Source organism: Winogradskya consettensis (assembly GCF_018332715.1).
GTDB lineage: Bacteria > Actinomycetota > Actinomycetes > Mycobacteriales > Micromonosporaceae > Actinoplanes > Actinoplanes consettensis.
In genome coordinates, this window is the sequence record NZ_BOQP01000008.1 from 248384 (window position 1) to 271712 (window position 23329).

A 23329-nucleotide genomic window follows, 5' to 3' on the forward strand; every position below is an offset into this window, starting at 1 on the left:
GATCACCCCTTTCGAGGAGCGGGAAGGGAGAGCAGGTCGTCCACCCGGACCGGAGCGCCGGTCCGCAGGGACTCGTTGGCGGCGAGACCGGTGAGCAGCGCGAGTGCTCCGTCCCGGGCGGTGGCAGAGCGTTCGAGCGGGTCCACGGCGGTGCCGAGCAGTACCGAGGTCATCCGGGAGTCCGCACCCCCGTGGCCGCCCTTCTCGTACGCGGGGATGGGCACTTCCACGGGTGGTTCCCAGTACGTCCGCAGTGTGAGCGTTCGCCGTCCCTGTTCGGGGTTCTCGACGACGCCGTGCACCGCCGCGCCCTTGAGCTCGCCGGCTGCGACGGGGCTGACGTGGTCGCTCTCCACGACCTCGAGCTCGAGCCGGCCCTTGCTGCCGTTGACCATCAGGCGGTAACCCTCCCACGGCGCGTACGCCGTGAGGTGGTACGTCATCGTGGCGCCGGTGTCGTACTTGACCAGGACCGCCATGTCGTCCTCGATGGTGACGCCGGGGGCGAACACGTTGAGGTCCCGCTGGTAGCCGTCGTCCTTCTCGGCGTCGAGGTACAGCGCCTGCAGCCGCGGGTTCGCGTCGAGGTGCAGGGCGAACGGGTCGTCCGCGGCGGCGGGGCTGCCGTGCACCCGGTCGTACGGGCGGGCGTAGCCGTGGCGGGCGCCGTCCGGGCCGTAGAAGAAGAGCTGCCCGGACGCGAACACCGAGACCGGTGCCGCGCCGAGCCACCAGTTGACCAGGTCGAAGTGGTGACCGGCCTTGTGGACGAGCAGGCCGCCGGAGTGCTCCTTGTCGCGGTGCCAGCGCCGGAAGTAGTCGGCGCCGTGCCGGACGTCGAGCAGCCATTCGAAGTGCACGGAGCCGATCTCACCGATCGCGCCCGAGGCGAGCAGGGACCGTACCTGTTCGTGCAGCGGGTTGAAGCGGTAGTTGAACGCGACCGAGACCGTGCCGCCGGTGCGGTCGATCGCATCGAGGATGGCCCGGCAGCCGGCGACGTCGACCGTCATCGGCTTCTCCGTGATGACGTCGCAGCCCGCCTCGAGGGCGGTCACGATGTGTCCCGCATGGGTGTCGTCCACGCTGGTCACGACGACGGTGTCGACCTTCTCGCGGGCGAGCAGCTCCGGCAGTGACACATAGCCGGGCACGGGGGAGTGACCCGCCGCGCGCAGCCAGTCGTTGTGGACGTTCATGCGGTGCTGGTTGGGGTCGCTGATCGCCACCAGGTCGTGCGGTGAGGCGGTGATCGCGGTGACGAACATTTCCGCTCGGGCCCCGGTTCCGATCAGGGCGAAGCGTCGGGGCATGTGGTCCTCCGCTACAAACGTTTGCAGGAAAGTTAGACACGTCGATGTGGCTCGGTCAACGCTCAATCCCATTTGTCCGTAAATAGACCGGGTGGGAGCGCGTCCAGTTACGCAGATGAAACAAACTGGCATTGACAGCACTGCAACCGCTTGCATTAATGGCTCACACAGTGACGGACGTCACTATGTCGATCATGAATGGAACAGGGAGGTGGCGACAGTGCCGTCCACCATCCGTGACGTCGCCCGGGCCTCGGGGGTGCACATCTCCACGGTGTCCCGGACCTTCTCCGCCCCGCACCTGGTCAACGTGGAGACCCGCAGCCGCGTGCTGGCCTGCGCCGAGCAGCTCGGCTACCGGCCCAACCGTGCGGCCCGGGCCCTGATCACCGGCCGCACCTGCAACATCGGCCTGATCGTCGCCGACATCGCCAACCCGTTCTTCCCACCCCTGATCAAGGCCGCCGAGGCCCAGGCGCGCCGGCACGACAACCACATCTTCGTCGCGGACACCAACGAGGACGCGATCGTCGAGGAGGAGCTGGTCCGGGCCCTGGCCAAACAGGTCGACGGCGTGCTGCTGTGCAGCCCCCGGATGAGCAACAGCCTCATCGAGCAGCTCAGCCGCGAGGTGCCGCTCGTCGTCGTCAACCGCCAGATCACCGGCCTGCCCGCGGTGGTCATGGACGTGGCGCAGGGCGCGCGCCTCGCCATCGAGCACCTGATCGGGCTCGGGCACCGCAGGATCGCCCTCGCGGCCGGTCCGCGTGGCTCCTGGACCAGCAAGGAGATCCGGCGCGCCGCGATGCTGGCGGTGCGGGGGCCCGGCCGGGAGCTCGTCATCACCGGCCCCAACGCGCCCACCGAGAACGGCGGCCTCGCCGTCGCCGACCAGATCCAGAAATCGGGTGCCACCGCGGTGCTCGCCTACAACGACCTCATGGCCATCGGCCTCATCGAGGGACTCCACACCCGCGGGATCCGGGTGCCGCAGGACATCAGCATCGTCGGTATCGACGACATCACGCTGAGCCGGCTCACCCGCCCCAAGCTGACCACCGTGGCGACCCCCACCGCCGCCGCGGGCCGCGCCGCCGTCGACATGTTGCTCGCCTACGGCGACGACCGGCGCACCACCGCACTCATCAACCTGCAGACCGAACTCGTCATCCGCGACTCCACCGCGCCGCTCTCCTCTCAGGGGAGTGGCGCGGCACCCGTAGTTACGCCGAGCACGACCGAAACGCCGAGCTGAAGCTTAGGAGCGATCTGTCATGACAGGCCATATCTCCCGCCGCAAGCTACTCGCCGCCGCCGTGGCGGTCCCCGTCCTGATGGGAACCGCCGCCGCCTGCGGTGACGACGAGGGCGGGGACGACGGCAACGTCGAGCTCTCCGTCTTCTGGTGGGGTGCCGAGGCCCGGGCCGCCCTCACCGAGAAGGCCCTCGCGCTCTACACCAGCAAGCACCCCACTGTGACGTTCAAGAAGACGTGGCAGGCCAACCAGGGCTACTTCGACAAGCTCGCGACGCTCACCGCGGGCGGCAACCCGCCCGACCTGTTCCAGATCGACGACAACTACATCGCCGAGTACGCGTCCCGCAACGTCACCCTCGACCTGACGCCCTACAAGGACGACGGCCGGCTCGACGTGTCGAAGTTCCCCGAGAGTCTCTGGAAGTACGGCGAGGTCGACGGCAAACTCGCCGGGCTCGCGTTCGGGGAGAACACCCAGGGCCTCGTGTTCAACAAGTCGCTGCTCGACAAGTTCCAGCTGCCCGCACCGACGACCGGGATGACCTGGGAACAGCACATCGCCTGGGCCGTCACCGTGTCGAAGACGGCCAAGGTGCCGGGCACGATGGACCCCAGCGGCAGCTACCAGGCGTTCTGGGTGTGGCTGCGCCAGCAGGGCAAGGACCTCTACAACGGCAAGGAGCTCGGGTTCACCGCCCAGGACGTGACCGCCTGGTTCGAGCTGTGGAAGGGCGCCCGGGACAAGGGCGCGACCCCGCCCGCCGACGTCATCCACGAGGGCAACGTCACCGACATCAGCAAGCAGCTCGTGGTCACGGGCAAGGCCGCCACCTCGTGGGTGTGGGCCAACCAGATGCCGGAGCTGAAGAAGAACACCAAGGACGAGCTCGGCGTGGTCGCCTTCCCCGGTGACCCCAGCGCCCAGTGGGCCCGCGCCTCCATGTACTTCTCGGTGTTCCGCGGCAGCAAGCACAAGGACACCGCGGTCGACGTCGCCAACTTCCTCGCCAACGACCCCGAGGCCGGCAAGATCCTGGGGACCGACCGCGGGCTTCCTTCCAATCTCGATGTACGCAAGGTGGTCGCCGATTCCGTCACGGACCCGGCGATGAAGCAGTCCATCGCGGTCGAGGCGGAGCTGGTGCCCAAGTTCGGGCCGGCGCCCGCGGTGCCGCTGCCGGGGCACAGCAAGGTGAAGACGGAGCTGGTCAAGGCCGCCGAGGAGGCCCAGTACGGGCGGCAGACCCCGGCCCAGGCCGCCGAGGCGTACGTCACCGCCGCCAAGTCCGCGATCGGTCAGGGCTGATCCGTCGTGGCCGTCATGAGTCCCGCGCCGCCCAGGGAGCCCGCCGTCGTCCGGCGGGCCCCCGGGCGGCCCCGCCGGCGCGAGAACCTGCCCGGATACCTGTTCCTCAGCCCGTGGCTGCTCGGGCTCGCCGCGATCACGGCGATCCCGATGCTGCTGTCGCTCTACCTGAGCTTCACCGATTACGACGTGCTCACCCCGTTCACCGAGGCGAACTGGGTGGGCTGGGACAACTACCAGCGGATGTTCACCGCTGACCCGTCGTTCTGGCACTCGGTGCGCGTGACGGTGACGTTCGCGCTCATCGCCGTACCGTTGAAATTGGCCGCCGCTCTCGGGGTTGCCCTGCTGTTGAACCGGGTCTTCCGCGGGGTCGGCATCTTCCGGGGGTTGTTCTACCTGCCGTCGCTGCTGGGCGGCAGCGTCGCGGTGGCGATCGTCTGGGTCAGCATGTTCAACCGGGGCGGCGCGGTCAACTCCCTGCTCGCGGTCTTCGGCATCGAGGGCGCGCCCTGGGTGAGCGACCCGAAGTACGCCCTGCAGACGCTGATGCTGCTGGCGATCTGGCAGTTCGGCGCCCCGATGGTCATCTTCCTGGCCGGGCTCAAGCAGGTGCCCGTCGAGCTGTACGAGGCCGCGTCGGTCGACGGCGCCGGGAAATGGCGGCAGTTCAAGCACATCACGCTGCCGATGCTCTCCCCGGTCATCTTCTTCAACCTGGTGCTGGAGACCATCCACGGTTTCCAGGGCTTCACGTCCGCCTTCGTGCTGAGCAACGGCACGGGCGGCCCGGTCGACTCCACCCTGATGTACACGCTGAACCTCTACATCAACGGCTTCGTCCAGCTCGACATGGGATACGCGTCCGCGATGGCCTGGGTGTTCCTGGTCGCGATCGGGCTCATCACCGTCGTGCTGTTCCGCACCGGCCGGTTCTGGGTCCACTACTCCGACAGCGAGGGCGGCTGATGCGCACCTGGATCCGTCCCACGGCCCTGGTCCTGATCGTGGCCGTGGTGCTCTACCCGCTCTTCTGGATGGTGGGCACCGCCTTCAAGTCCCCCGAGGAGATCGTCAGCAACATCGGCCTGCTCCCCGAGCACTTCACCCCGTCGAACTTCACCAGCGGCTGGTCCAAGTTCGACGTCGGCTTCGGCCGCTTCTTCCTCAACAGCGCGATGGTGGCCGGCCTCACCGTCGTCGGCAACGTGGTGTCGTGCCTGCTCGCCGCCTACGCCCTGGGCCGGCTCCGGTTCCGGCTGCGTGGCATGTGGTTCGCCGTGATGATCGGGACGCTGCTCCTGCCCGGGCACGTACTCATCATTCCGCAGTACATCCTGTTCCGAAGCCTCGGCTGGGTCGGCGGCGAATGGCCGTACCTCCCGCTGCTCGTGCCGCACTTCCTGGCCACCGAGGCGTTCTTCGTCTTCCTCATGGTGCAGTTCATGCGGGGCATCCCCCGCGAACTGGACGAGGCGGCAACCATCGACGGCGCTTCCCCGTACCGGATCTTCCAGCACGTGATCCTGCCGCTGAGCCGCCCCGCCCTGGTGACCACCGCGATCTTCTCGTTCATCTGGACCTGGAACGACTTCTTCCGCCAGCTCGTCTACCTGTCCGACCTCAAGGACTACACGGTCCCGGTGGCACTGACCCTGTTCATCGACTCGACCAGCGAAACCGCCGTCGGCCCGATGTTCGCCATGAGCCTGCTGTCACTGATCCCGGTGTTCCTGTTCTTCGTCGCATTCCAGCGCATGCTCGTCGAGGGCATCAACACCAGCGGTCTGAAAGGCTGAGAATGGACCCCCGCACCTGGCGCGACACGGCCCGCGCCGCCGCCGACCTCGCCGTGCTGGGCTTTCTGGTAACGGGGGCGGCGCTCCCGGTGGTGACCGCGGGCGCGGCGATCACCACCGGCAGCGCCGCGATCCGCCACCACCTGGAGACGGACTCCTGGCCGCCGGCCCGGTCACTGTGGGCAACCTTCCGCCGCTCCCTGCTACCGGGCCTGGCGGCGACGCTGTTGCTCCTGGTGGTGGCAGGCCTGGTGACTGCGGACGTCTTTGCCGTACGCGCGGGAGTGGTCCCGGGTGGCGTACCGCTGGCGGTGCTCCTGGTTCTGCTCGCTGTGGTGGCGGTCGGCTTCGCCGGCCTGCTCGCTGTAGCCGCGCCGCAACACCAGCCGATCGCCCGGGCGCGCGCCCTCGCCCGCCGTCCGGGCCGCCTGGCCGCAGCCGCCGGGATCGTCATCCTCGCGTCCGCTCTGGCCCTGATGGTCCACCCGGTCGTCGCCCCGGTCATGGTCGGCTACGCCCTCTTCGCCCTGCACGTCGTCGCGAACCGCGAGCGGGTAGAAAGGGGTGGTGCCAGGGAAATTCACGAATGAGAACTGAACCGGTCACCGAGGAAACGATCAGCGCGAATCGGCGGTTGGCGCGGGAGCGGCCGGGTGTCGGTCTGCCTGCGTTGGGTCGGTGTCTGCTGCGGTTCGGGTGGCAGGTCGGTCGGGAGCAGCCGGGGCAGCGCCTGCCGTACTTCGAGGAAGCCTGTGCGATCTATCGGGGCCTTGTTGCCGGGGGAGCTGAGGAGCATCTCAATGCTGCCGCGCATGCGGTCGCGTCGCTCGGTTTGCAGTACTCGGTCGCCCACGCTGATGATCTTGCTCTGGCCGCACGTGGGGAGGCTGCGGCATTCGCGCGGCGGGTGAATCTCGGCAGGGATGCCGTACACAAGGAAACCAAGATTCTCATGGATCTGGCGCACGGGCTTGCCGAGGCCGGGCGGTTCGGCGAAGCCGTGACGGTGCAGCTCGAGATCGTCGATTTCTGTCGCGCGTCCGGGGCGCCGGGTAGTTATCCCTTGCCCGACAGCGTGGCGTGGTCGCTGTTGGACCTTGCGATCTACCTCGATCTGGACGGGCGGACCGAGGCGAGCCTGGAGATCGAGCAGGAGATCCTGACGCTGCAGCGCCGCACGGCCGAAGCGGAGCCGCGCCGTGCGACCGGAATGGTGATCTGGATGGCCGGGGCCGCGCTCCGGTTTCTCGATGTCGGCGACGGGCTGTCGGCGCGAGACCTCCTTCGGGAGGCCGTGGCCGCGTGCGATCAGCTCCCGGCCGAGGGTGGTATGGCCAACTTCGGCTTTCATCAGGGCGTCCAGGCCGCGCTCTTCGCCCGATCCGGTGCCCGGGACGAGCGGTCAGAAGCCGGACGGCCGGTCCCGGTCGGCGTCGACCCGGGCCGGAGCCGCCAGCCGGTTGCCGGCCGGGGCCTGCATCATTGGGCGTTCAGCGTGCGGGAGGACTACCGCGCCGGGCTCGAGGCGATCGATCAGGCGATCGCCGATGCCGGAGCGGTTCCGCACGACGCGGCCGGGCTCGGCACTCTGCTGCGTCGACGCACCATCCGTCAGTCGGTGCTCTGCCATGGCCCGCGGGACTTCGCGGACGAAGTCATCCCTGCGTTGGCGTCGAGCGTCGACGTCGAGCGTCGGCTCCTCGGCGCAGGGAGGCTGAGCCGGGCGTTGATCGACCAAGCGCTCGGGCACCTCGTAGCCGGTGCCAACGCCCGGGCTGTCGGCGCTCTGCGTGAGGCGGGTCAGGCGGTGTAGAACGGGGTGGTGTTGGCGAGCATCCAGGCGGTGAGGGGGTCGTTCTCATCGCGGAGGACGACTGTGTCGACCGGGTAGGGGACGGGGGAGCGCTGGGTCGCGGTGCGGACCGCCTCGGCGACCGTGCGGGCGACCGATTCGTCCTGGGTGCGGATGCCGATCAGCAGCGCCGGGGGCTCCTCGCCCACTTGGGCCAGCGCGCGGCGGGCCTCGGTCACCGCGGGGATCGCGCTGAACGAGGCGGCGACGGCGGCCAGGAGCTCGGTTGGCTCCTCGACCGGGTCGCCGAGGCGCATGCGGCGGCCGGCCGGGACCTGGCGGGACTCGCCGCGCAGGACGTCGACGCCGCCCGGGTGGATCGGGAGGCCGATCTCGCCGCCGGGGTTGACCGCGAGGCCCAGCTGCGGTGCCATCAGGGCGGCCAGCTCGCGGCCGGTCAAGACCATGTGCGCGGTGTCGGCGGCGGCGCGGGTGAGCTGTTCCGCGGAGGTGTACGCCGCGACGTACGGACTCTCCTCGATGACCAGCACGGGAAGCTGGGTGTTGCCCTGCGCGTCGGCGCCGCCCGGGAGGGGGACCCACAGCTGGTTGTCGCGCAGGGCGTGCAGCAGCTGATCGGGGGTGGCGGCACCGGAGCGGGCGCCGGCCAGGACCGATTCCAGGGGATTGGCGGGGAAGGGCATCAGGGAATCCTAGTCGCCGACGGCTTTGCGGAGGGTGTCCTGCGTGGCGCCGAAGCGGCCGGGGGGATCGTCCGGGGCGTCGTTCATCAGGTAGAAGTCGGCGAAGTTGTCGCGCGGGGCGGAGTACAGGAAGTCGACGTGCTGCTTGCCGACGGTGAGGGTGTCCTCCGCGGGGCGGTCGGTGCGGGCCAGGTCGGCCTCGAGGTCGAGGAGCCTGGGCAGCCAGAAGGCGCCACGGCGGCCCTCGCCCCGCACGTCGGTGACGAGCTGGGCGACGGCCGCGCGGGCCGTTTCCAGGCGGTCGGTGGGGGACTGGGTCATGGCAGGGGCTCCGATCCGACTACCTTCACCTTGGGTCTGATCTCCCACGGCGTGGGGATGAAGATCTGGTTGCCGCCGCCGACGTAGACGCCGCCCATGTTGCCGACCGGGCCGGGGTAGACCTTGGTGCCGGCCGGGATCTCCACGGCGTACACCGTATTGATGTCCGAGACGCCGGTCAGCAGCTGGGTCTGCGGGTCCACCCACTGGGCCTTGACCGCGCTGTCGATCCGGACGTGCGCGACGCTGTCCGGCGGGTCGGTGGTGAACCACTGGCCCAGCGGGTTGGTCTCGTCGCCGGCACGGAAGAGCACCCTGTTCTCGGGCAGCGTCACCTCGTCGTAGCGGCCGCCGGCGTAGTTCGCCGCCGGGGTGCCCCCGAGGTCGGCGAGCGGGCCGGGGTTCTCCACCATGTTGAACGTGTAGTCGCCGGGGACCTTCGGGGCGAGCGGGTCGGCGTCGACCGCCTTCGCCGCGCGCGGGAGCTTGTTCTTCAGCGAGGTCAGGATCTCGCCCAGCTTGTCGATCATCGGGCTGAGCCGCTTGAGGCTGTTGAGCAGGCCGCGCACGAAGTGCTCGATCTTCGCGACCCACTTGGCGACCAGCGAGCTGACCTGCCCGATCACGACCGGGGTGGCGAGACCCAGGGTCAGGCCCTCCTCGGCCAGCCACTCCGGAAGGCGGACCGCGAGGGTGGCCACGAAGTCGGCGATCAGGTCGCGGACGATGCCGCGGACCAGCCCGACGAGCAGGCCGGCGCCCTGGACGGCGTACGAGATGCCCTGCGACGACGTGGCGATGCCCTCGAGCGCGGTCAGGTGGGCCGAGGCGTGCTCGCGGTACGCGTCACCGGACGCGCCGAACCAGCCGGACACCTCCGAGCCGAGCCGCGACGCGTACTCCGCGCGGGCCGAGTCGGTGAACTTGCTGACGTTCGACCAGGTGGCGGCCTGCGCGGCGACCGCGTCGGCGTTGCCGGCCAGCCAGTCGAGGGCCTCCTTGAGCGGCTTGACGTGCTCCATCAGCCAGCCCACGCCCCACGACACCAGGGCGCCGAGCGGGTCCAGGGCCGCGGACAGCAGGTCCAGCGCGCCGCCGACGCCGCCGAGGGTGACGTCGACCCAGCTGTCGTTCTGGATGCCGGTGGTGATCTGGTACGCGTCCTCGACCAGCCCGAGCCCGGTCGACCAGTTCGTCGAGTCCTGCGTCGCGACGACCAGCGGGTTGGCGCTCACAGTGGCAGCTTCAGCGTGGAACCGATGGACTTCGCGGTGTTCTCGTCGGTGACCGACGCGCCGTCGGCGGTCGCGCGCAGCCCGTCGGCCGTCTCGTGGAGGGCGTCGATGCTGCCGTCGAGCGCGTCGACGACCATGCCGAACACGGGCGACAGGATCGCGGGCAGGAACTGGCACAACTGCCCGAACGCGCCCGTATCCATGGTCACCTCGTGCACGGCCCCGCGTGCCTGCTCCATCGCGGCGCCGACGTTGTCGACCGTGGCGGCGTGCCCGCGCACCGCGTCGATCGGCATCTGCAGTCCGTCAGCGGCCATCGCGGCGCACCTCGTCCGGCTCCGGCTCCTCCGGGAAACGGCGGCTGAACGAGTCGACGACCGCGCGCCCGGTCTCGGTGTCGGTGCCGACGGTCTCGCGCACCTGCTCGGCGACCTCTTGCGTCAACCGGCCCTGCGCTGCCCGCATGACGGTCAGGATCTCCGCGCTGAGCTCGGCGCCGGTGCGGCGCCCGGCGGCCCGGTCGTCCAGGTCGAGGCCGACGATCTGCCCCGACGCACCGACCGTCACCGTGATCGTGCCGTCCTCGCTGCGCGCCTTCGCGCTCAGCGCTGCCACCTGCCGGGCCAGCTGCGCGGTCCGTTCGGCCTGGGTGTTGACCCCGGCCACCCAGGAATCCAGCCAGTCCTCCGCCGCGTCCACGTCACGCACGTCAGCAAACCCCCCGTTTGTCCGTGTGGCACGTTAGGAGACCGGCCGTTACCTGTGCAACCCCGCTATCCGGCCCGGAGGGCACCCGTACGGCCGCATAGGCTTGCGGAGTGCCGAGGCTGGTTGATCACGAGGAGCGCCGGGCCGAGCTGCTGGCGGCGGCGTGGCGGGTCGTGCGCAGCCGGGGCGTCGAGGGCACCACGACCAGGGCGATCGCCGACGAGGCCGGCTGCTCGCTGAGCGTGCTCGCGCACTTCCTCGGCGGCAAGGACGACATCCTCGTGGCGGCGCAGACGGCGGTCTACGACCGGATCGTCGCGCGGGCGTTCCTGCTCGGCGGGGAGCTGTCGGGGTTGGCGGCGCTGCGGGCCGCGCTGGACGCGGTGCTGCCCGCGGATGCCGAGCGGGCGGCGGACGCGCACGTCAACGTGGCATTCGCGGGGGCCGCGCTGTCGCATCCACGGCTGGCGGAGTCGCGGCGGGCCTCCCACGTGCGGATCCGCGAGCTGCTGCGGGTCTGCCTGCGCGAGGCCCGGGAGCTCGACGAGCTGCGCCCCGGCGTCGATGACGACGCGGCCATCGACGACTTCCTCATCCTCGTCGAGGGCAGCACGCTGCTCAGCCTCGTCGACGGCTGGGCGGGCGGGGCCGGCCACGGCGACCGCCTGGACCGCCTCGCCACGGCCTACATCGACCAGCTGCGGAAGTGATCAGCTCCGTGCGCGTTCCTGGGTGATGAGGTCGCGATACCAGTACCAGGAGTCCTTGCGGGTGCGGGCGAGGGTGCCGGGTTCGACGTACACGAGGCCGAAGCGTTCTTGGTAGCCCGCGGCCCATTCGAGGTTGTCGAGAGCTGACCACACGTAGTAGCCGCGGACGTCGACGCCGTTGGCGATGGCGTCGGCGACTGCGCGGAGGTGGCCGTCGAGGTAGGCGATGCGGCGGGGGTCGTGGACGCGGCCGTCGGGCCCGGGTGGCGCGTCGTGGAAGGAGGCTCCGTTCTCTGTGATGATGATCGGGGGGAGGTTGGGGTAGCGCGACCGGAGGGTGCCGAGGATCTCGGTGAGGGCGGCGGGGACGATGGCCCAGCCGAAGTCGGTGCGCTCGTCGCTGGGGACGGGGACGGGTGAGAACGGCAGGCCTTCGGGTACGTCCACCTCGAGCACGCCGTGGTAGTCCTTGCCGGCGCGGGGCGCCTCGATCATCGTCGGCTCGTAGAAGTTGACGCCGTAGAAGTCGAGCGGCGCGCTGATGAGTTCCAAGTCGGTGGCGAGCGTGTCGTCGTCCACGCCGAGGCCGGCCCGGATCAGGTCGTCGGGATACTCGCTGCGCAGGATCGGGTCGGAGAACGTCCAGTTGGTGAGGTTGGCGAAGAGACCGGCGGCTGCCACGTCGGCGGGGTCGTCGCTCGCCGGGTGGACCGGGAAGTGCTGGCCCGCCACGCCGATCGAGCGGGCTCCGAACGCGCGCAGCACCTGGGTCGCGAGGCCGTGGGCGCGCAGCTGGTTGTGGGCCGCTGGCAGCGCCCCGAGGCCGAGGTTGCGGGCGGGGGCGTGGGAGCTCAGGCCGTACCCGTAGAGGGTCTGGACGTTCATCTCGTTCATGGTGATCCAGTCGTGGACCCGGTCGCCCAGGCGGGACACGAGCACCGCCGTGTAGTCGGCGAGCGCTGCCGCGGTGTCCCGGTTCAGCCAGCCGCCCTTGTCCTCCAGGGCCTGCGGCAGGTCCCAGTGGTAGAGCGTGGGCACCGGGCGCACGCCCTTGGCCAGCAGTTCGTCGACGAGCCGGTCGTAGAAGTCGAGGCCGCGTTTGTTGACCGGGCCGCGCCCCGACGGCACGACGCGGGGCCAGCTGAACGAGAAGCGGTAGTCGTGGGTGCCGGCGTCGGCGATGTGCGTGACGTCCTCGGCGTACCGGTGGTAGTGGTCGATGCCGTCGCGCTGGTCGGTGAAGGTGTCCCAGATGCTCGGGCCCTTGCCGTCGAGCTCGGCCGCGCCCTCGATCTGGAACGCCGAGGTGGCCATGCCGAACCGGAATCCGGGCGGGAACGAGGGCAGGGACACGGATGCAACCTCCTAGGTGACGGACCCGCGCAGGCGCGGCAGACAGGCGAGCCCGAGCAGCGCCACGGCGGCGGTGATCAGGTAGAGCACGGGGTAGCCGCCGGCCCGGGTGACCACGACACCGGCGATGACCGGGGCGATCAGCTGGGGCAGGGCGGCGGCGATGTTGGCGACGCCGAGCATGGTGGCGCGGGACTCGGCGTCGGGCAGGACACCGGTGATCACGGCCAGGTCGACGGCCACGAACAGGCCCCAGCCACAGCCGAGCAGCCCCGAAGCGACCAGGACCGCCGGGACCGTGGGGACCAGGGCGAGCACCACGAACCCGAGGGCCAGCAGGACCGCTCCGCCGGCGATGAAGATCCGGCGGCGCCGGTGGCGGTCGGAGAGGATGCCCCCGATCGTCGCGGCGACGGCGGTGAACGCGACGTTGATCAGCGTGGCGATCAGGACGAGGGCGCCCGGGTCGGCGACACCCACCCGGTCGTCGAGGTAGTAGAAGAGGTAGACGAGCAGCAGCGCATTGGCGAGGTTGAGCAGGAACCGGATCAGCCACGCCCAGCCGAAGACGCGGGTGAAGCGGGGCCGTGCCCAGGTCGTGGTGCTCACGACCGTTTCCCGGTGGCTGATCAGCAGGCTCGCGATCAGGGCGGGGACCGCGACGACCAGGGCGAGATACCCGATGCGTACGTCACCGGCGGCGACCGCGACGGCCGTGCCGAGGACCACGCCGACGATCTGGGCCACGCCGAAAAGGGCGCCGACCGTGCCGCGCTGCTCCTCGGGGACCCGGTCGCCGAGCATCGCCGCCAGGGCCGCGAGGGGGCCGTTGAGCCCGGCCTGCACGAGCACCCAGCCGAGGATCATGACCGCGGGCGATTCCGAGGCTGCCAGCACCGCGAGGCCCGCGACGCCGGTCGCTGTGCCGGCGAGCATGATGGGACGTCGCGTACCCAGCCGATCCGAGGCCGCACCCCAGAGCGGGTTGGCGATCAGGGAGGCTGCCGCGCCCACGCCGCTGACCAGGGACAGCAGCGCTTCTTTGCTCAGGCTGCCGGACGCAGCGATGTCCGAGGCCTGCGACGGCAACAGGATCTGGATCGGACCGAACCACCCGGCGGCGACGCCGACCATGGCCAGGACGTAGGCAAAAATCCAGCCCCGCCCCACCTTGGCCGGCGCCACCACCGGTGATGTCACGACTGAGCCATCTTTGTCATGCCCTCATGGCCCTCACCGGCAAGGCCGTTGTCGGCTCGCGGTGAGTGAGGTTCGGTGCAATCGGTCATGACCGAGCCGTCTTTGTCATGCCCTCATGGCCCTCACCGGCAAGGCCGTTGTCAGCTTGCGGTGAGTGAGGTTCGGTGCAATCGGTCATGACCGAGCCCGCTCCCACATGGCGGTGTAGGACTCGGCACCGTTCATCAACTGCGAGCGCAGTGCGGGGCCGTCGGAGCCGGCCTGGCCGATCAGGTCGTTGACCCAGTCGGCGTAGACGCCGTACTGCGCGACGCCGTCGGTGTTGATGTCGAACGTGCGGGTGCCCATCACCTGTTTACTGACGGACGTGCCGTTCGGGGCGGTGAACGGGTACGCGAACGGCTGGGTGGCCGCGGTCAGCCGGGGCTGCGGCTGCTGGGCGAACCCGTTGACGTCGGTGCCCACGCCGTAGCCGGTCATGCCGGTGGCGTGCGGGAGCGCCTTGTTGGCCCGCCATTCGGCGAGGAAGTTGGGCTGGCCGTTGCCGGAGTCGGTGACGGAGAACCCGTAGGTCGCGACGAAACCGCCCAGCGCGAGGATCCGGTCGACGATCGCGCGGTCCGACCAGGTGTGCACGGAGACGACGCCCGGATAGTGGGCCGCCTCGGCGCGGTCCAGGACGGCCGAGGCCGTCCTCACCCCCATGTGGTCGATGTGGATGACCATGCCGCGCTCCATCATCCGGTCGATGAGGTACGCACCCAGCGTCGTCAGTCCCCGCACGTTGCAGATCGGCCCGCTGGGATACACCGGCGCGATCGTGCCCGGGGGCAGGTTCAGCTCACCGAGCGCGAGCAGCCGGGCGATGTCATCGCTGACCAGGGGCTGCTCGTTGTCGTGCGCGCCGGTGCAGGAGGTCGCGGTCCACCAGTGCCCGGTCGACACGAGGTTGCCGATGTTGACGGCCGCCCCGGTCAGGCCCTCGTCGAAGCGGGTGCCGCCGAACGCGTTGTCGAACTTGTGCACCGGGTAGAGGCCGCTGACGCCCATCGCCTGGAGCTCGTCGAGTCCCGCGTCGATGTCGCCGGTGGTGCACTGTGGCACGTTGGAGATCTCGCGGCAGCCGAACAGCTCGGAGATCTCGACGCCGATGGTGACGGCGAGCTTGCCTTCGGCGGCGATCCTGCGTACATCCGCCGGGGTCTTCGCCAACCGGAACCAGCCGCGGCCGGGACCGCCGTTCTGGGCGTCGATGTAGTCCTGCATGGAGGTGAGGTAGCGGTACTGGACCCGCACCCCGTCCATCTCGTCGCAGGGGGTGTCGCGCAGCGGGTACAGCTCGCAGATCACCCGGTTGCCGACCAGCAGCGCGTTGAGCACCCGCTCGCCGGAGCGCCAGGTCCGTTCGATGCTGCGGTAGTACGACTGCTCGTGCAGCAGGCTCTCGGGCTGCGGCCAGTCCCCGAACGTCGGCCAGCCGTCCTCGGCCGAGTTGACCGGGTCGGTGCCGCCGATGATGGCCTCGAAGATCGCGCCGACGCCGAGCGTGGCGTGCGACGGGCAGCCGGCCTGGGCGACGGTGACGCCGCCCGGGGCCCACGCCTCGCCGCAGTGCATCTGGCCGCCGAACGCCGCACCCGCGGTGATGTGCGCGTGCGCGTCGATCCAGCCGTTGAGCTTGCCCGCGGAGGTGACGCCGGGGGCGGCGGTGCCGGTGACGCCGGTCGCGACGTCGGGGGTCGCCGAGCAGCCGGTGGCGGTGGCTGTCGCGAGGGTGGCCGAGCCGGCGCCGACGCTGCCGAGGTACGACCCGAGCTGCTGCCCGGTCAGTGTGGAGACCAGCCGGTAGCGCCCGTCGGCGTAGCTCGCCGTCCAGTCCGCGCGGTCGCCGTAGGAGCTTCCGGCCATGATGAAACCGATGATGCTCTGGTACGCGTACCCGCCGGTGGAGTCGCGGACCGTGAACCGGCTGAGCTGGGTCGCCTCGAACCGGAACGGCTCGGCGGCGGACTTCGTGGCCGTGAAACCGTAGCCACCGGCGCCGTTGCGGTTGACGTAGCCGAGCGAGGTCGTGCCGTTGAACGCCTGCAGCGTCACGCAGGCGTTGTCGAGGTCGTAGGTGGGCGCCCAGGCGGTGGCGGCCTGGGCGCTCGCGGGGATCGTCAGGGTGGCACCTGCGAGCACGGTCGTGAGCAGGGCACGCAGGGGCGAAGAAGGCAGGGGCATGGGGGCACCTTCCTTTTGGTGGATCAATTGATCGACCAAGGGCCCTCAGGATAGGGATCGGCCTATGTGACTGGCAACACTTCGGGGGAGAACCGATCGCCGTACCGTCCGGCAAGCGCGCGGGCCCGCCCGGCGAAATCGGCGTGTTGCCGGGCGAAGCGGATCGCGCCGCCGGTCCACGCGGGGAAACCGATGCCGAGCAGCGACCCGATGTCGCCGTCCGCCTCGGAGCGCAGCACCCCCTCGTCGAGGCAGCGCAGCGCGTCGAGGGACTCGGCGAACAGCATCCGGTCCTGCAGATCCTCGAACGGCACCCGGTCGCCGCCGGCCATCTCCGCCAGGCCGCTCCACAGCCGGGCGCGGCGACCGTCCACGTAGTCGTAGAAGCCGCGGCCCGCCGCGCGTCCGGGCCGGTCGTGGGTGGTGAGCAGGGTGTCGATGACGGCGTGCGAGGGCAGGACCGTGAACGTGGGGTCGGCTGTCTCGTACTGGCCGCGGATGTGCCGCAGCAGGCTGAGCGAGACCTCGTCGGCGAGCGCGAGGGGGCCGGTGGGGTAGCCCGCGGCGAGCGCGGCCCGCTCGATCGACGGCGCGGGCACGCCCTCGGCCAGCATCCCGATCGCCTCGTCGATGTACTTCCCGATGACCCGGCTGGTGAAGAAGCCACGCCCGTCGTTGACCACGATCGGGGTCTTGCGGATCCGCCGGGCCAGGTCGAACGCCCGCGCCAGGGCCGCGTCGCCCGTTTCCGCGCCGACGACGATCTCCAGCAGCGGCATCTTCGCGACGGGGGAGAAGAAGTGCATCCCGATGAAGTCACCCGGCCGGGTGACGCCGCCTGCCAGCTCGGTGATGGGCAGCGTCGACGTGTTCGAGGCGAGCAGCGCGCCGTCTTTGAGCAGCGGTTCAACGTCGGCGAAGACCTTGCGTTTGAGGGCGATGTCCTCGAAGACCGCCTCGATCACCACGTCGCAGCCCTCGAGGTCCGCGAGGTCGGCGGTGGTCGTGATGCGCGGGTGCGTGGCGGCCCGGGCGGCGGCTTCCTCGGTGACGTCCCGGACCACGACGTCCAGGCCGGCGCGGGCGCAGGCGTGCGCGATCCCGGCGCCCATCATCCCGGCGCCGAGGACCGCGACCCGGCGTGCGGGCGGCACCTCGACGGCGGGCCGGCTCGCGCCGCCGTTGACCGCACGCAGGTCGAAGAAGAACGCGCCGATCATGTTCTTGGCGATCTGCCCGGTCAGCAGCGACACGAGATACCGCGTCTCGATGTCGAGTGCGGTGTCGAGGTCGACCTGCAGGCCCTCGACGGCTGCCGCGAGGATGGCCTCGGGCGCCGGCAACCGGTTGCCCTTCAACCGCTGCCGCAACACCGCCGGGTACGCGAGCAGCTGCTTCTCCGGGCGCGGTTCCCCCCAGGGCTGTACCGCGTCCGGGTGGGCCGCGATCCAGTCCCGCGCCCGGTCCAGCATCGCCCCGGGCGTGGCGACCACCTCGTCGACCAGGCCGGCGTCGAGCGCGTCGGCAGGCCGTAACTGCTTGCCGCTGAGCAGGAACGACTCGAGGGCTTTCCGCAGACCGAACATCCGCACCGTACGGGTGACGCCGCCCGCGCCCGGCAACAGCCCGAGGGTCACCTCGGGGAAGCCGAACCGCGACTCCGGCACGTCGAGCGCGATCCGGTGGTGACAGGCCAGGGCGATCTCCAGGCCGCCCCCGAGCGCCGAGCCGTTGAGCGCCGCGACGACCGGCACACCGAGGGTTTCGAGGCGGCGCAGGTCGCGCTTGACGGTGGTGAGCAGCTCGGTCAGCGCGGGGGCGTCGGCCGGCGTCGCCTTGATCATCTCGGGCAGATCACCGCCGGCGAAGAATGTGGACTTCGCGCTGGTCACGATGACGCCGGTGAGCGTGTCCCGTTCCGCTTCGAGGCGGTCCAGCGCGGCGGTCATGGCTTTCGCGTACGCGCGGCTCATGGTGTTCGCCGACTGCCCCGGGGCGTCGAGGGTGAGGACAGCGACGCCATCGTGGCCTCGTTCGTAGGAAACAGGCATCAGCAGCGCTCCAGGATCGTGGCGACGCCCATGCCGCCGCCGACGCAGAGGGTGATCAGGGCCCGGCGCAGGCCGCGACGTTCCAGCTCGTCGAGCGCGGTGCCGATCAGCATCGCCCCGGTGGCGCCGAGCGGGTGCCCGTACGCGATGGCCCCGCCCGTGACGTTGACCTTCTCCGGGTCGAGCCCGAACTCGGCGATGTAGGTGAGCACCACCGCCGCGAACGCCTCGTTGACCTCGAACAGGTCGATGTCGTCGACGGTCAGCCCGGCCCTGGCCAGGACCTTGCGGGTGGCGGGGATCGGCCCGGTCAGCATCAGCGTCGGGTCGGTCCCGGTGCTGGCCGCCGCGACGATCCGCGCTCGCGGCGTCAGCCCGGCGGTCTCGTTCCCGATCAGCACCAGCGCGGCGCCGTCGACGACGCCCGAGGAGTTCCCGGCGTGGTGGACGTGGTCGATCTCCTCCAGCCAGTGGAATTTCTGCAGCGCCACGTCGTCGAAGGGCGTACCCGCGAACGACGGTTTGAGTTTCCCCAGGTCAGCAGCCGTGGTCCCGGGCCGCGGGTGCTCATCGGCGGCGAGCAGCACGAGTCCGTTGCGGTCACGGACCGGCACGACGTCGCCTTGATGGAGGCCTGCGCGTTGCTGGGAGATGACAGCCCAGGCGTCGACGTCGTCGCGGGTGAAGCCGCGCAGGGTCGCCAGGAGGTCGGCGCTGACACCCTGCGGGACGAACGAGGTGGCGAGGGCGGTCTCCGGGTCCATCGCCCAGGCGCCGCCGTCGGAGCCCATCGGGACCCGGGACATCGACTCGACGCCGCCGGCGAGGATCAGGTCGTCCCAGCCGGAGCGGACCTTCGCCGCCGCGATGTTGACGGCTTCCAGCCCGGACGAGCAGAAGCGGTTGAGCTGCATCCCGCCGACGCTCTCGGGCAGGCCTGCCAGGAGCGCCGCGGCCCGGGGGAGATCGCCGCCCTGCTCACCGACCGGCGTGACGATCCCCATGATCAGGTCGTCGACCTTACCCAAAGGGATGCGGTCATTGAGGTGAGAGATCAGTCCGGTGACCAGGGAGATCGGCTTGACGCCGTGCAACGCGCCGGTCGCCCTGCCCCGGCCGCGGGGAGTGCGCACCGCGGCGTACACATAGGCTTCAGAAGTTACGGGGGCTTCAGAGGGCACGGGCGATCAGCTCCTTCATGATCTCGTTGGTGCCGCCGTAGATCTTCTGGGCGCGGGCGTCGGTGTACATCTGGGCGATCGGGTATTCGGTCGTGTAGCCGTAGCCGCCGAACAGCTGCAGGCAGCGGTCCACGACCTCGCACTGGCCGTCGGTCAGCCACCACTTCGCCATCGAGGCCGTCGCGGTGTCGAGCTCGCCGCGGGCGTGCCGGGCGATGCAGTCGTCCAGGAAGACGCGGCTCACCCGGGCCCGGGTCGCGCATTCGGCGAGGACCATGCGGGTGTTCTGATGGCCGATCAGGGGCTTGCCGAACGCGTGCCGTTCTTTGGCGTACGCCGTGGCCAGCGAGACCGCGCGCTCCATGGCGGCGACGGCGCCGATCCCGATCACCAGGCGCTCCTGCGGCAGGCTGCCCATGAGCTGCGCGAAGCCCCGCCCCTCGGCGCCGCCGAGCAGGCCGGCCGCGGGCACCCGGAAACCGTCGAAGAACAGCTCGGCGGTGTCGTTGCCGCGCAGCCCGATCTTGGAGAGCAGCCGCCCGCGCCGGAAACCGTCCGGGTCGCCGGCGACATCGGCGATCAGCAGCGACACCCCGGCGGCGCGCGCGTCCGGGTCGGTCTTCGCGGCCACCAGCACCACGTCGGCCAGCCCGCCGTTGCTGATGAACGTCTTCGCGCCGTGCACCTCGTAGTGGTCGCCGTCGCGGACCGCGCGGGTGCGCATGGCCTGCAGGTCGGAGCCGCCGTCGGGCTCGGTCATCGCGATCGCGCCGACCAGGTCGCCGCTGCACAGGCCGGGCAGCCAGCGCCGTTTCTGCTCCTCGGTGCCGAACGCGACGAGGTACCCGGTGACGATGCCGCTGTGCACGGCCAGGCCGAGGCTGGTGTCGCCGGCGTACGCCTGCTCGTGCAGCAGCACGGCCTCGTGGGTGAAGTCACCGCCCCCGCCGCCGTACTGCTCGGGCACGGACAGGCCGAGCAGCCCCAGCTTCCCGGCGCCGCGGTAGTGCTCGCGATCGGGGTGGCCCTGGGCGAGGACGCGATCGGCGTGCGGCAGCACCTCCCTGGTGAAGAAGTCGCGGACCAGCTCGGCGAGATCGTCGTGCTCCACTGCCATCCGTCCACGATGGCCCCGCTATTGGCGCACTGTCAATAGCTCGGCGCAGCGTTGCGGATCGTCGGGGAACGGCACGTGCCCACAGCCGTCCAGGGCCACGTGCCGGGCCCCGGGGAGCAGGTCCCGGGCGCGTCTGGCCTGCGTACGGTAGGGGAGGATGGCATCTCGCGTACCCCACGCGATCGTGACCGGAAGCCCGTCCAGGGCCGGCGGCCGCCAACGGCCCATCGCGTTGCGGGTGGTGACGAAGCCCGGCCACGTACTCAGCGCGCGGGCATCCTCCAGGCAGGTCCGCGGCGCCACCCGCACCGGGTCGGCGAAGAACAATCCGCACAGGACCGACCGGCCGGGCCGGGTGTCGAGGAGCCTGGGCAGCAGGGGCCGCAGCGCGATCGCCCCACCGCGCGCGGCGGTGACCGCGCTCTGGCACCAGAGCCGCCCGGGAGTACGCCAGAAACCGATCGGGGAGAAGGCTGTGACCGCGCTGACCAGGCCCCGGCCGGCGAGTTCCAGCGCGATGCCGCCCCCGAGCGAGTTGCCGGCGACCTCGGGCCGGTCGATGCCGTGCTCGTCGAGGAACCCGGCGACCCGGTCCGCGAACTCACCGACCGTCCCGGGGCCCGGCAGATTCAGCCCGATCACCTCGCGGTGCCGGGACACCTCGGGCACCACCGGCGCCCAGGCCTGCCGGCGGCTGCCGAGGCCGTGCAGCAGGATGAGCGGGGGACCTTCGCCGCGCCTCTCGTAAGCGATCACGTTGACACTCTGCCAATAGCGGTGTCACGTTGTCGCATGGAGTACGACTACGACGTACTGATCGTCGGATCAGGGTTCGGCGGTTCGGTCAGTGCGCTCCGGCTGACCGAGAAGGGTTACCGGGTCGGGGTGCTCGAGGCGGGTCGCCGGTTCGCCGACGACCAGTTCGCGCGCACGTCGTGGCGGTTGCGGCAGTATCTGTGGGCGCCGGCGCTGGGTTGCTACGGGATTCTGCGGCTCACGCTGCTGCGGGATGCGCTCGTCATGTCCGGTGCGGGGGTGGGCGGGGGCTCGCTCGGTTATGCGAACACGCTGTACGAGCCGCCGGACGCGTTCTACGCCGATCCGCAGTGGGCGTCGATCGCCGACTGGAAGAGCGAGCTCGCGCCGTTCTACGACCAGGCGTCGCGGATGCTCGGCGTCGTCACCAATCCGCTGCGGACGCGCGCGGACGACGTACTGCGCGAGGTTGCCGAGGATTTGGGGGTAGGAGAGACCTTTCGGCGTACCCCGGTAGGGGTCTATTTCGGACCGCCCGCGGCCGATCCCTTCTTCGGGGGAGCGGGGCCCGCCCGCGAGCCCTGCACCGCGTGCGGCGCGTGCATGACCGGGTGCCGGGTCGGCGCGAAGAACACGCTGGTCAAGAACTATCTCTACCTCGCCGAGGCCGCGGGGGCGGTGGTCCATCCGCTGACCACGGTCACCGAGGTGCGACCCGGGCCGGGCGAGGGTTACACCGTGCGGACCCGGGCCACCGGCGGGCTGCGCCGGCGCGACCTCACCGCCCGGCAGGTGATCTTCGCAGCCGGGGCGCTCGGCACCCAGCGGCTGCTGCTGCGGATGCGCGACCGGGGCCGGCTGCCGGGCATCTCCGCGCGGCTCGGCGAGCTGAGCCGGACCAATTCCGAGTCCATCCTCGGTGCCCGGTCCCGGCGCCGTGACCACGACTTCAGCCGGGGCATCGCGATCACCTCGTCGATCCACCCGGACCCGGTCACGCATGTCGAACCGGTGCGGTACGGGCCGGGGAGCAACCTGCTCGCGCTGCTGTCGACCGTGCTCGTCGACGACACCGGTGGCCGGTCCCGCGTGCTGGCCGGGCTGCGCCGGCTGATGCGGGCAGGGCGCGACCTGCGGCTCTACCTCTCACCGCGGCGCTGGTCGCAGGAGACGATTGTGCTGCTGGCGATGCAGCCCCTCGACAACTCGATCACGCTGTTCCGCCGGCGGGGACGGCTGACCAGCCGTCCGGGGGTCGGTGAGCCCAGTCCGGTCTGGGTGCCGGCCGCGCACGACGCCGCCCGCCGGGTCGCGGAGAAGATCGACGGCGTGCCGTTGGGTGCCGCCACCGAGTTGGTCGGACGGCCGGTGACCGGCCACTTCATCGGTGGGTGCGCGATCGGGTCCGACGCCGCGACCGGGGTGGTCGATCCCTACCAGCGTCTGTACGGGCACCGCGGCCTGCACGTCGTCGACGGCTCGGTCCTCGCGGCGAACCCCGGCGTCAACCCGTCGCTGACCATCACCGCGCTCGCCGAACGAGCCATGGCGTACTGGCCGGACGCGAGATCCTCCGATGTGTACGCCCGCGGCCCCCGCGTCGCGCCCGTCGATCCCGTCGTGCCGCCCGGTTCGCCCGGGGAGTTTAGGCTCCAGGAGTGAATCTTGAAGCGGTCGGCGGGCGCAGGCGGCTCGAACCGGACGTGCGGCGCGGCGAGATCCTCAGCTGCGCGGTCCGGCTGTTCGGCGAGCGCCCGTACGCCGAGGTGTCGGCGACCGACATCGCCCGCGCGGCCGGCGTGGCCCGGGGCCTGATCAACCACTACTTCGGCACCAAGAAGGACCTGTATCTCGAGGTCATCCGGGTGATGGTGACGATCCCCGAGGTGGCCGTCGAGCGGCTGCCCGAGGGGGACCTGGCGATCCGGGTGGACGCCAGCGTCACCTGGTTCCTCGACGTGGTCTCCCGGCACAGCACGTCCTGGCTCGCCGCGATCAACGCGACCGGGCCGGGCCGGGACGCCGACGTGGACCGGGTGCTGGCGCAGGCCGAGGACGTCGCCGCCGACAGTGTGCTGGTCGCCGTGGGTCTCGCGGGTGCGGCCGGGCACCGCGAGGAGCTGCGCGGCATGATCCGCGCCTATGTGGCCCTGGCCCGGGCGACGGCCGGGGAGTGGTTGCAGCGCGGTGTGCTCACCCGCCCGCAGGTGCATCTGCTGCTGGTGACGACCCTGCTGGCGATCGTGGAACGCGTCGTACCCGAGGCTATTGGCAACCTGCCAACAGATTGCTAACGTTC

At 70.7% G+C, this 23329-nt stretch carries 22 protein-coding genes; 9 read left to right on the forward strand and 13 right to left on the reverse strand.

All coding sequences use genetic code 11. The annotated features are described in order from the left end of the window. Positions 1-2: 2 nt before the first annotated feature. Positions 3-1313 (reverse strand): Gfo/Idh/MocA family protein, encoded by a 1311-nt coding sequence (locus tag Aco04nite_RS09715; protein ID WP_212996863.1) that lies wholly within the window; start codon positions 1311-1313, stop codon positions 3-5. 220 nt (positions 1314-1533) lie between these two features. Here Aco04nite_RS09715 and Aco04nite_RS09720 point away from each other — a divergent pair, with 220 nt between their 5' ends. The 6 genes from Aco04nite_RS09720 to Aco04nite_RS09745 are packed head-to-tail and all read left to right on the forward strand — an operon-like array spanning position 1534 to position 7489. Then, complete coding sequence (locus Aco04nite_RS09720; RefSeq protein ID WP_212996864.1) at positions 1534-2568, forward strand: LacI family DNA-binding transcriptional regulator; 1035 nt, start codon at positions 1534-1536, stop codon at positions 2566-2568. A gap of 19 nt (positions 2569-2587) precedes the next feature. After that, on the forward strand, positions 2588-3877 hold the full coding sequence (locus tag Aco04nite_RS09725; protein ID WP_212996865.1) for an ABC transporter substrate-binding protein: 1290 nt from the start codon (positions 2588-2590) through the stop codon (positions 3875-3877). Between the two features lie 15 nt (positions 3878-3892). After that, a complete protein-coding gene (locus Aco04nite_RS09730; protein WP_212996866.1) occupies positions 3893-4846 on the forward strand; it encodes a carbohydrate ABC transporter permease in 954 nt (317 codons plus the stop codon). Beyond that, a complete protein-coding gene (locus Aco04nite_RS09735; RefSeq protein WP_212996867.1) occupies positions 4846-5676 on the forward strand; it encodes a carbohydrate ABC transporter permease in 831 nt (276 codons plus the stop codon). Before Aco04nite_RS09730 ends, Aco04nite_RS09735 begins: the two co-directional genes overlap by 1 nt. Before the next feature lie 2 nt (positions 5677-5678). Then, on the forward strand, positions 5679-6266 hold the full coding sequence (locus Aco04nite_RS09740) for a DUF624 domain-containing protein (protein ID WP_212996868.1): 588 nt from the start codon (positions 5679-5681) through the stop codon (positions 6264-6266). Next, the gene (locus Aco04nite_RS09745) at positions 6263-7489 is read left to right on the forward strand and encodes a tetratricopeptide repeat protein (RefSeq protein ID WP_212996869.1); all 1227 of its coding nucleotides are present in this window, start codon (positions 6263-6265) and stop codon (positions 7487-7489) included. The genes Aco04nite_RS09740 and Aco04nite_RS09745 overlap by 4 nt, the downstream gene beginning before the upstream one ends. On the opposite strand, the gene Aco04nite_RS09750 is transcribed toward Aco04nite_RS09745, so the two are convergent. From Aco04nite_RS09750 to Aco04nite_RS09770, 5 genes are read right to left on the reverse strand one after another with little or no spacing between them, the layout of a single operon-like run. Then, on the reverse strand, positions 7477-8172 hold the full coding sequence (locus Aco04nite_RS09750) for an enhanced serine sensitivity protein SseB (RefSeq protein WP_212996870.1): 696 nt from the start codon (positions 8170-8172) through the stop codon (positions 7477-7479). The genes Aco04nite_RS09745 and Aco04nite_RS09750 overlap by 13 nt on opposite strands. A gap of 9 nt (positions 8173-8181) precedes the next feature. Then, positions 8182-8493, reverse strand: coding sequence for a hypothetical protein (locus Aco04nite_RS09755; RefSeq protein ID WP_212996871.1), 312 nt, complete (start codon positions 8491-8493; stop codon positions 8182-8184). Next, positions 8490-9728: a hypothetical protein gene (locus tag Aco04nite_RS09760; RefSeq protein WP_212996872.1), complete on the reverse strand. Its 1239-nt coding sequence runs from the start codon at positions 9726-9728 to the stop codon at positions 8490-8492. Before Aco04nite_RS09760 ends, Aco04nite_RS09755 begins: the two co-directional genes overlap by 4 nt. Beyond that, the gene (locus Aco04nite_RS09765; RefSeq protein WP_212996873.1) at positions 9725-10045 is read right to left on the reverse strand and encodes a hypothetical protein; all 321 of its coding nucleotides are present in this window, start codon (positions 10043-10045) and stop codon (positions 9725-9727) included. Before Aco04nite_RS09765 ends, Aco04nite_RS09760 begins: the two co-directional genes overlap by 4 nt. Beyond that, positions 10035-10436 carry a YbaB/EbfC family nucleoid-associated protein gene (locus tag Aco04nite_RS09770; RefSeq protein WP_212996874.1) on the reverse strand — a complete coding sequence of 134 codons (402 nt, stop codon included), beginning with the start codon at positions 10434-10436 and terminating at the stop codon, positions 10035-10037. The genes Aco04nite_RS09765 and Aco04nite_RS09770 overlap by 11 nt, the downstream gene beginning before the upstream one ends. A gap of 110 nt (positions 10437-10546) precedes the next feature. Between Aco04nite_RS09770 and Aco04nite_RS09775 the strand changes: the two genes are divergently transcribed. Then, positions 10547-11146 (forward strand): TetR/AcrR family transcriptional regulator, encoded by a 600-nt coding sequence (locus Aco04nite_RS09775; RefSeq protein WP_212996875.1) that lies wholly within the window; start codon positions 10547-10549, stop codon positions 11144-11146. Here the strand turns inward: Aco04nite_RS09775 and Aco04nite_RS09780 are convergent, their stop codons facing one another. From Aco04nite_RS09780 to Aco04nite_RS09810, 7 genes are all read right to left on the reverse strand, one after another. After that, positions 11147-12499 (reverse strand): GH1 family beta-glucosidase, encoded by a 1353-nt coding sequence (locus tag Aco04nite_RS09780; RefSeq protein ID WP_308161628.1) that lies wholly within the window; start codon positions 12497-12499, stop codon positions 11147-11149. 12 nt (positions 12500-12511) lie between these two features. Then, the gene (locus tag Aco04nite_RS09785; protein WP_244875854.1) at positions 12512-13699 is read right to left on the reverse strand and encodes an MFS transporter; all 1188 of its coding nucleotides are present in this window, start codon (positions 13697-13699) and stop codon (positions 12512-12514) included. Between the two features lie 174 nt (positions 13700-13873). Next, a complete protein-coding gene (locus Aco04nite_RS09790; protein WP_244875855.1) occupies positions 13874-15925 on the reverse strand; it encodes a hypothetical protein in 2052 nt (683 codons plus the stop codon). 62 nt (positions 15926-15987) lie between these two features. Next, entirely contained in the window at positions 15988-17976 is a 1989-nt protein-coding gene (locus tag Aco04nite_RS09795) for a 3-hydroxyacyl-CoA dehydrogenase NAD-binding domain-containing protein (protein WP_212996876.1), read from the reverse strand. Beyond that, on the reverse strand, positions 17976-19157 hold the full coding sequence (locus Aco04nite_RS09800) for an acetyl-CoA C-acetyltransferase (RefSeq protein WP_212996877.1): 1182 nt from the start codon (positions 19155-19157) through the stop codon (positions 17976-17978). Before Aco04nite_RS09800 ends, Aco04nite_RS09795 begins: the two co-directional genes overlap by 1 nt. Further along, entirely contained in the window at positions 19147-20274 is a 1128-nt protein-coding gene (locus Aco04nite_RS09805; RefSeq protein ID WP_212996878.1) for an acyl-CoA dehydrogenase family protein, read from the reverse strand. The genes Aco04nite_RS09800 and Aco04nite_RS09805 overlap by 11 nt, the downstream gene beginning before the upstream one ends. An 18-nt stretch (positions 20275-20292) precedes the next feature. Then, a complete protein-coding gene (locus Aco04nite_RS09810) occupies positions 20293-21030 on the reverse strand; it encodes an alpha/beta fold hydrolase (protein WP_244875856.1) in 738 nt (245 codons plus the stop codon). A gap of 36 nt (positions 21031-21066) precedes the next feature. On the opposite strand from Aco04nite_RS09810, the gene Aco04nite_RS09815 reads away from it, so the two are divergent. Both Aco04nite_RS09815 and Aco04nite_RS09820 read left to right on the forward strand, forming a co-directional pair. Beyond that, positions 21067-22692 (forward strand): FAD-dependent oxidoreductase, encoded by a 1626-nt coding sequence (locus Aco04nite_RS09815; protein ID WP_212996879.1) that lies wholly within the window; start codon positions 21067-21069, stop codon positions 22690-22692. After that, positions 22689-23324, forward strand: a complete 636-nt coding sequence (locus tag Aco04nite_RS09820) for a TetR/AcrR family transcriptional regulator (protein ID WP_212996880.1) — start codon at positions 22689-22691, stop codon at positions 23322-23324. Before Aco04nite_RS09815 ends, Aco04nite_RS09820 begins: the two co-directional genes overlap by 4 nt. Positions 23325-23329 lie beyond the last annotated feature (5 nt).

Excerpts from the sequence above, each read along its gene's own strand:
- Aco04nite_RS09715 (WP_212996863.1), bottom strand. The coding sequence starts at position 1,313 with ATGCCCCGACGCTTCGCCCTGATCGGAACCGGGGCCCGAGCGGAAATG.
- Aco04nite_RS09725 (WP_212996865.1), top strand. The coding sequence starts at position 2,588 with ATGACAGGCCATATCTCCCGCCGCAAGCTACTCGCCGCCGCCGTGGCG.
- Aco04nite_RS09730 (WP_212996866.1), top strand. The coding sequence starts at position 3,893 with ATGAGTCCCGCGCCGCCCAGGGAGCCCGCCGTCGTCCGGCGGGCCCCC.
- Aco04nite_RS09735 (WP_212996867.1), top strand. The coding sequence starts at position 4,846 with ATGCGCACCTGGATCCGTCCCACGGCCCTGGTCCTGATCGTGGCCGTG.
- Aco04nite_RS09740 (WP_212996868.1), top strand. The coding sequence starts at position 5,679 with ATGGACCCCCGCACCTGGCGCGACACGGCCCGCGCCGCCGCCGACCTC.
- Aco04nite_RS09745 (WP_212996869.1), top strand. The coding sequence starts at position 6,263 with ATGAGAACTGAACCGGTCACCGAGGAAACGATCAGCGCGAATCGGCGG.
- Aco04nite_RS09750 (WP_212996870.1), bottom strand. The coding sequence starts at position 8,172 with ATGCCCTTCCCCGCCAATCCCCTGGAATCGGTCCTGGCCGGCGCCCGC.
- Aco04nite_RS09755 (WP_212996871.1), bottom strand. The coding sequence starts at position 8,493 with ATGACCCAGTCCCCCACCGACCGCCTGGAAACGGCCCGCGCGGCCGTC.
- Aco04nite_RS09765 (WP_212996873.1), bottom strand. The coding sequence starts at position 10,045 with ATGGCCGCTGACGGACTGCAGATGCCGATCGACGCGGTGCGCGGGCAC.
- Aco04nite_RS09790 (WP_244875855.1), bottom strand. The coding sequence starts at position 15,925 with ATGCCCCTGCCTTCTTCGCCCCTGCGTGCCCTGCTCACGACCGTGCTC.
- Aco04nite_RS09795 (WP_212996876.1), bottom strand. The coding sequence starts at position 17,976 with ATGCCTGTTTCCTACGAACGAGGCCACGATGGCGTCGCTGTCCTCACC.
- Aco04nite_RS09805 (WP_212996878.1), bottom strand. The coding sequence starts at position 20,274 with ATGGCAGTGGAGCACGACGATCTCGCCGAGCTGGTCCGCGACTTCTTC.
- Aco04nite_RS09815 (WP_212996879.1), top strand. The coding sequence starts at position 21,067 with ATGGAGTACGACTACGACGTACTGATCGTCGGATCAGGGTTCGGCGGT.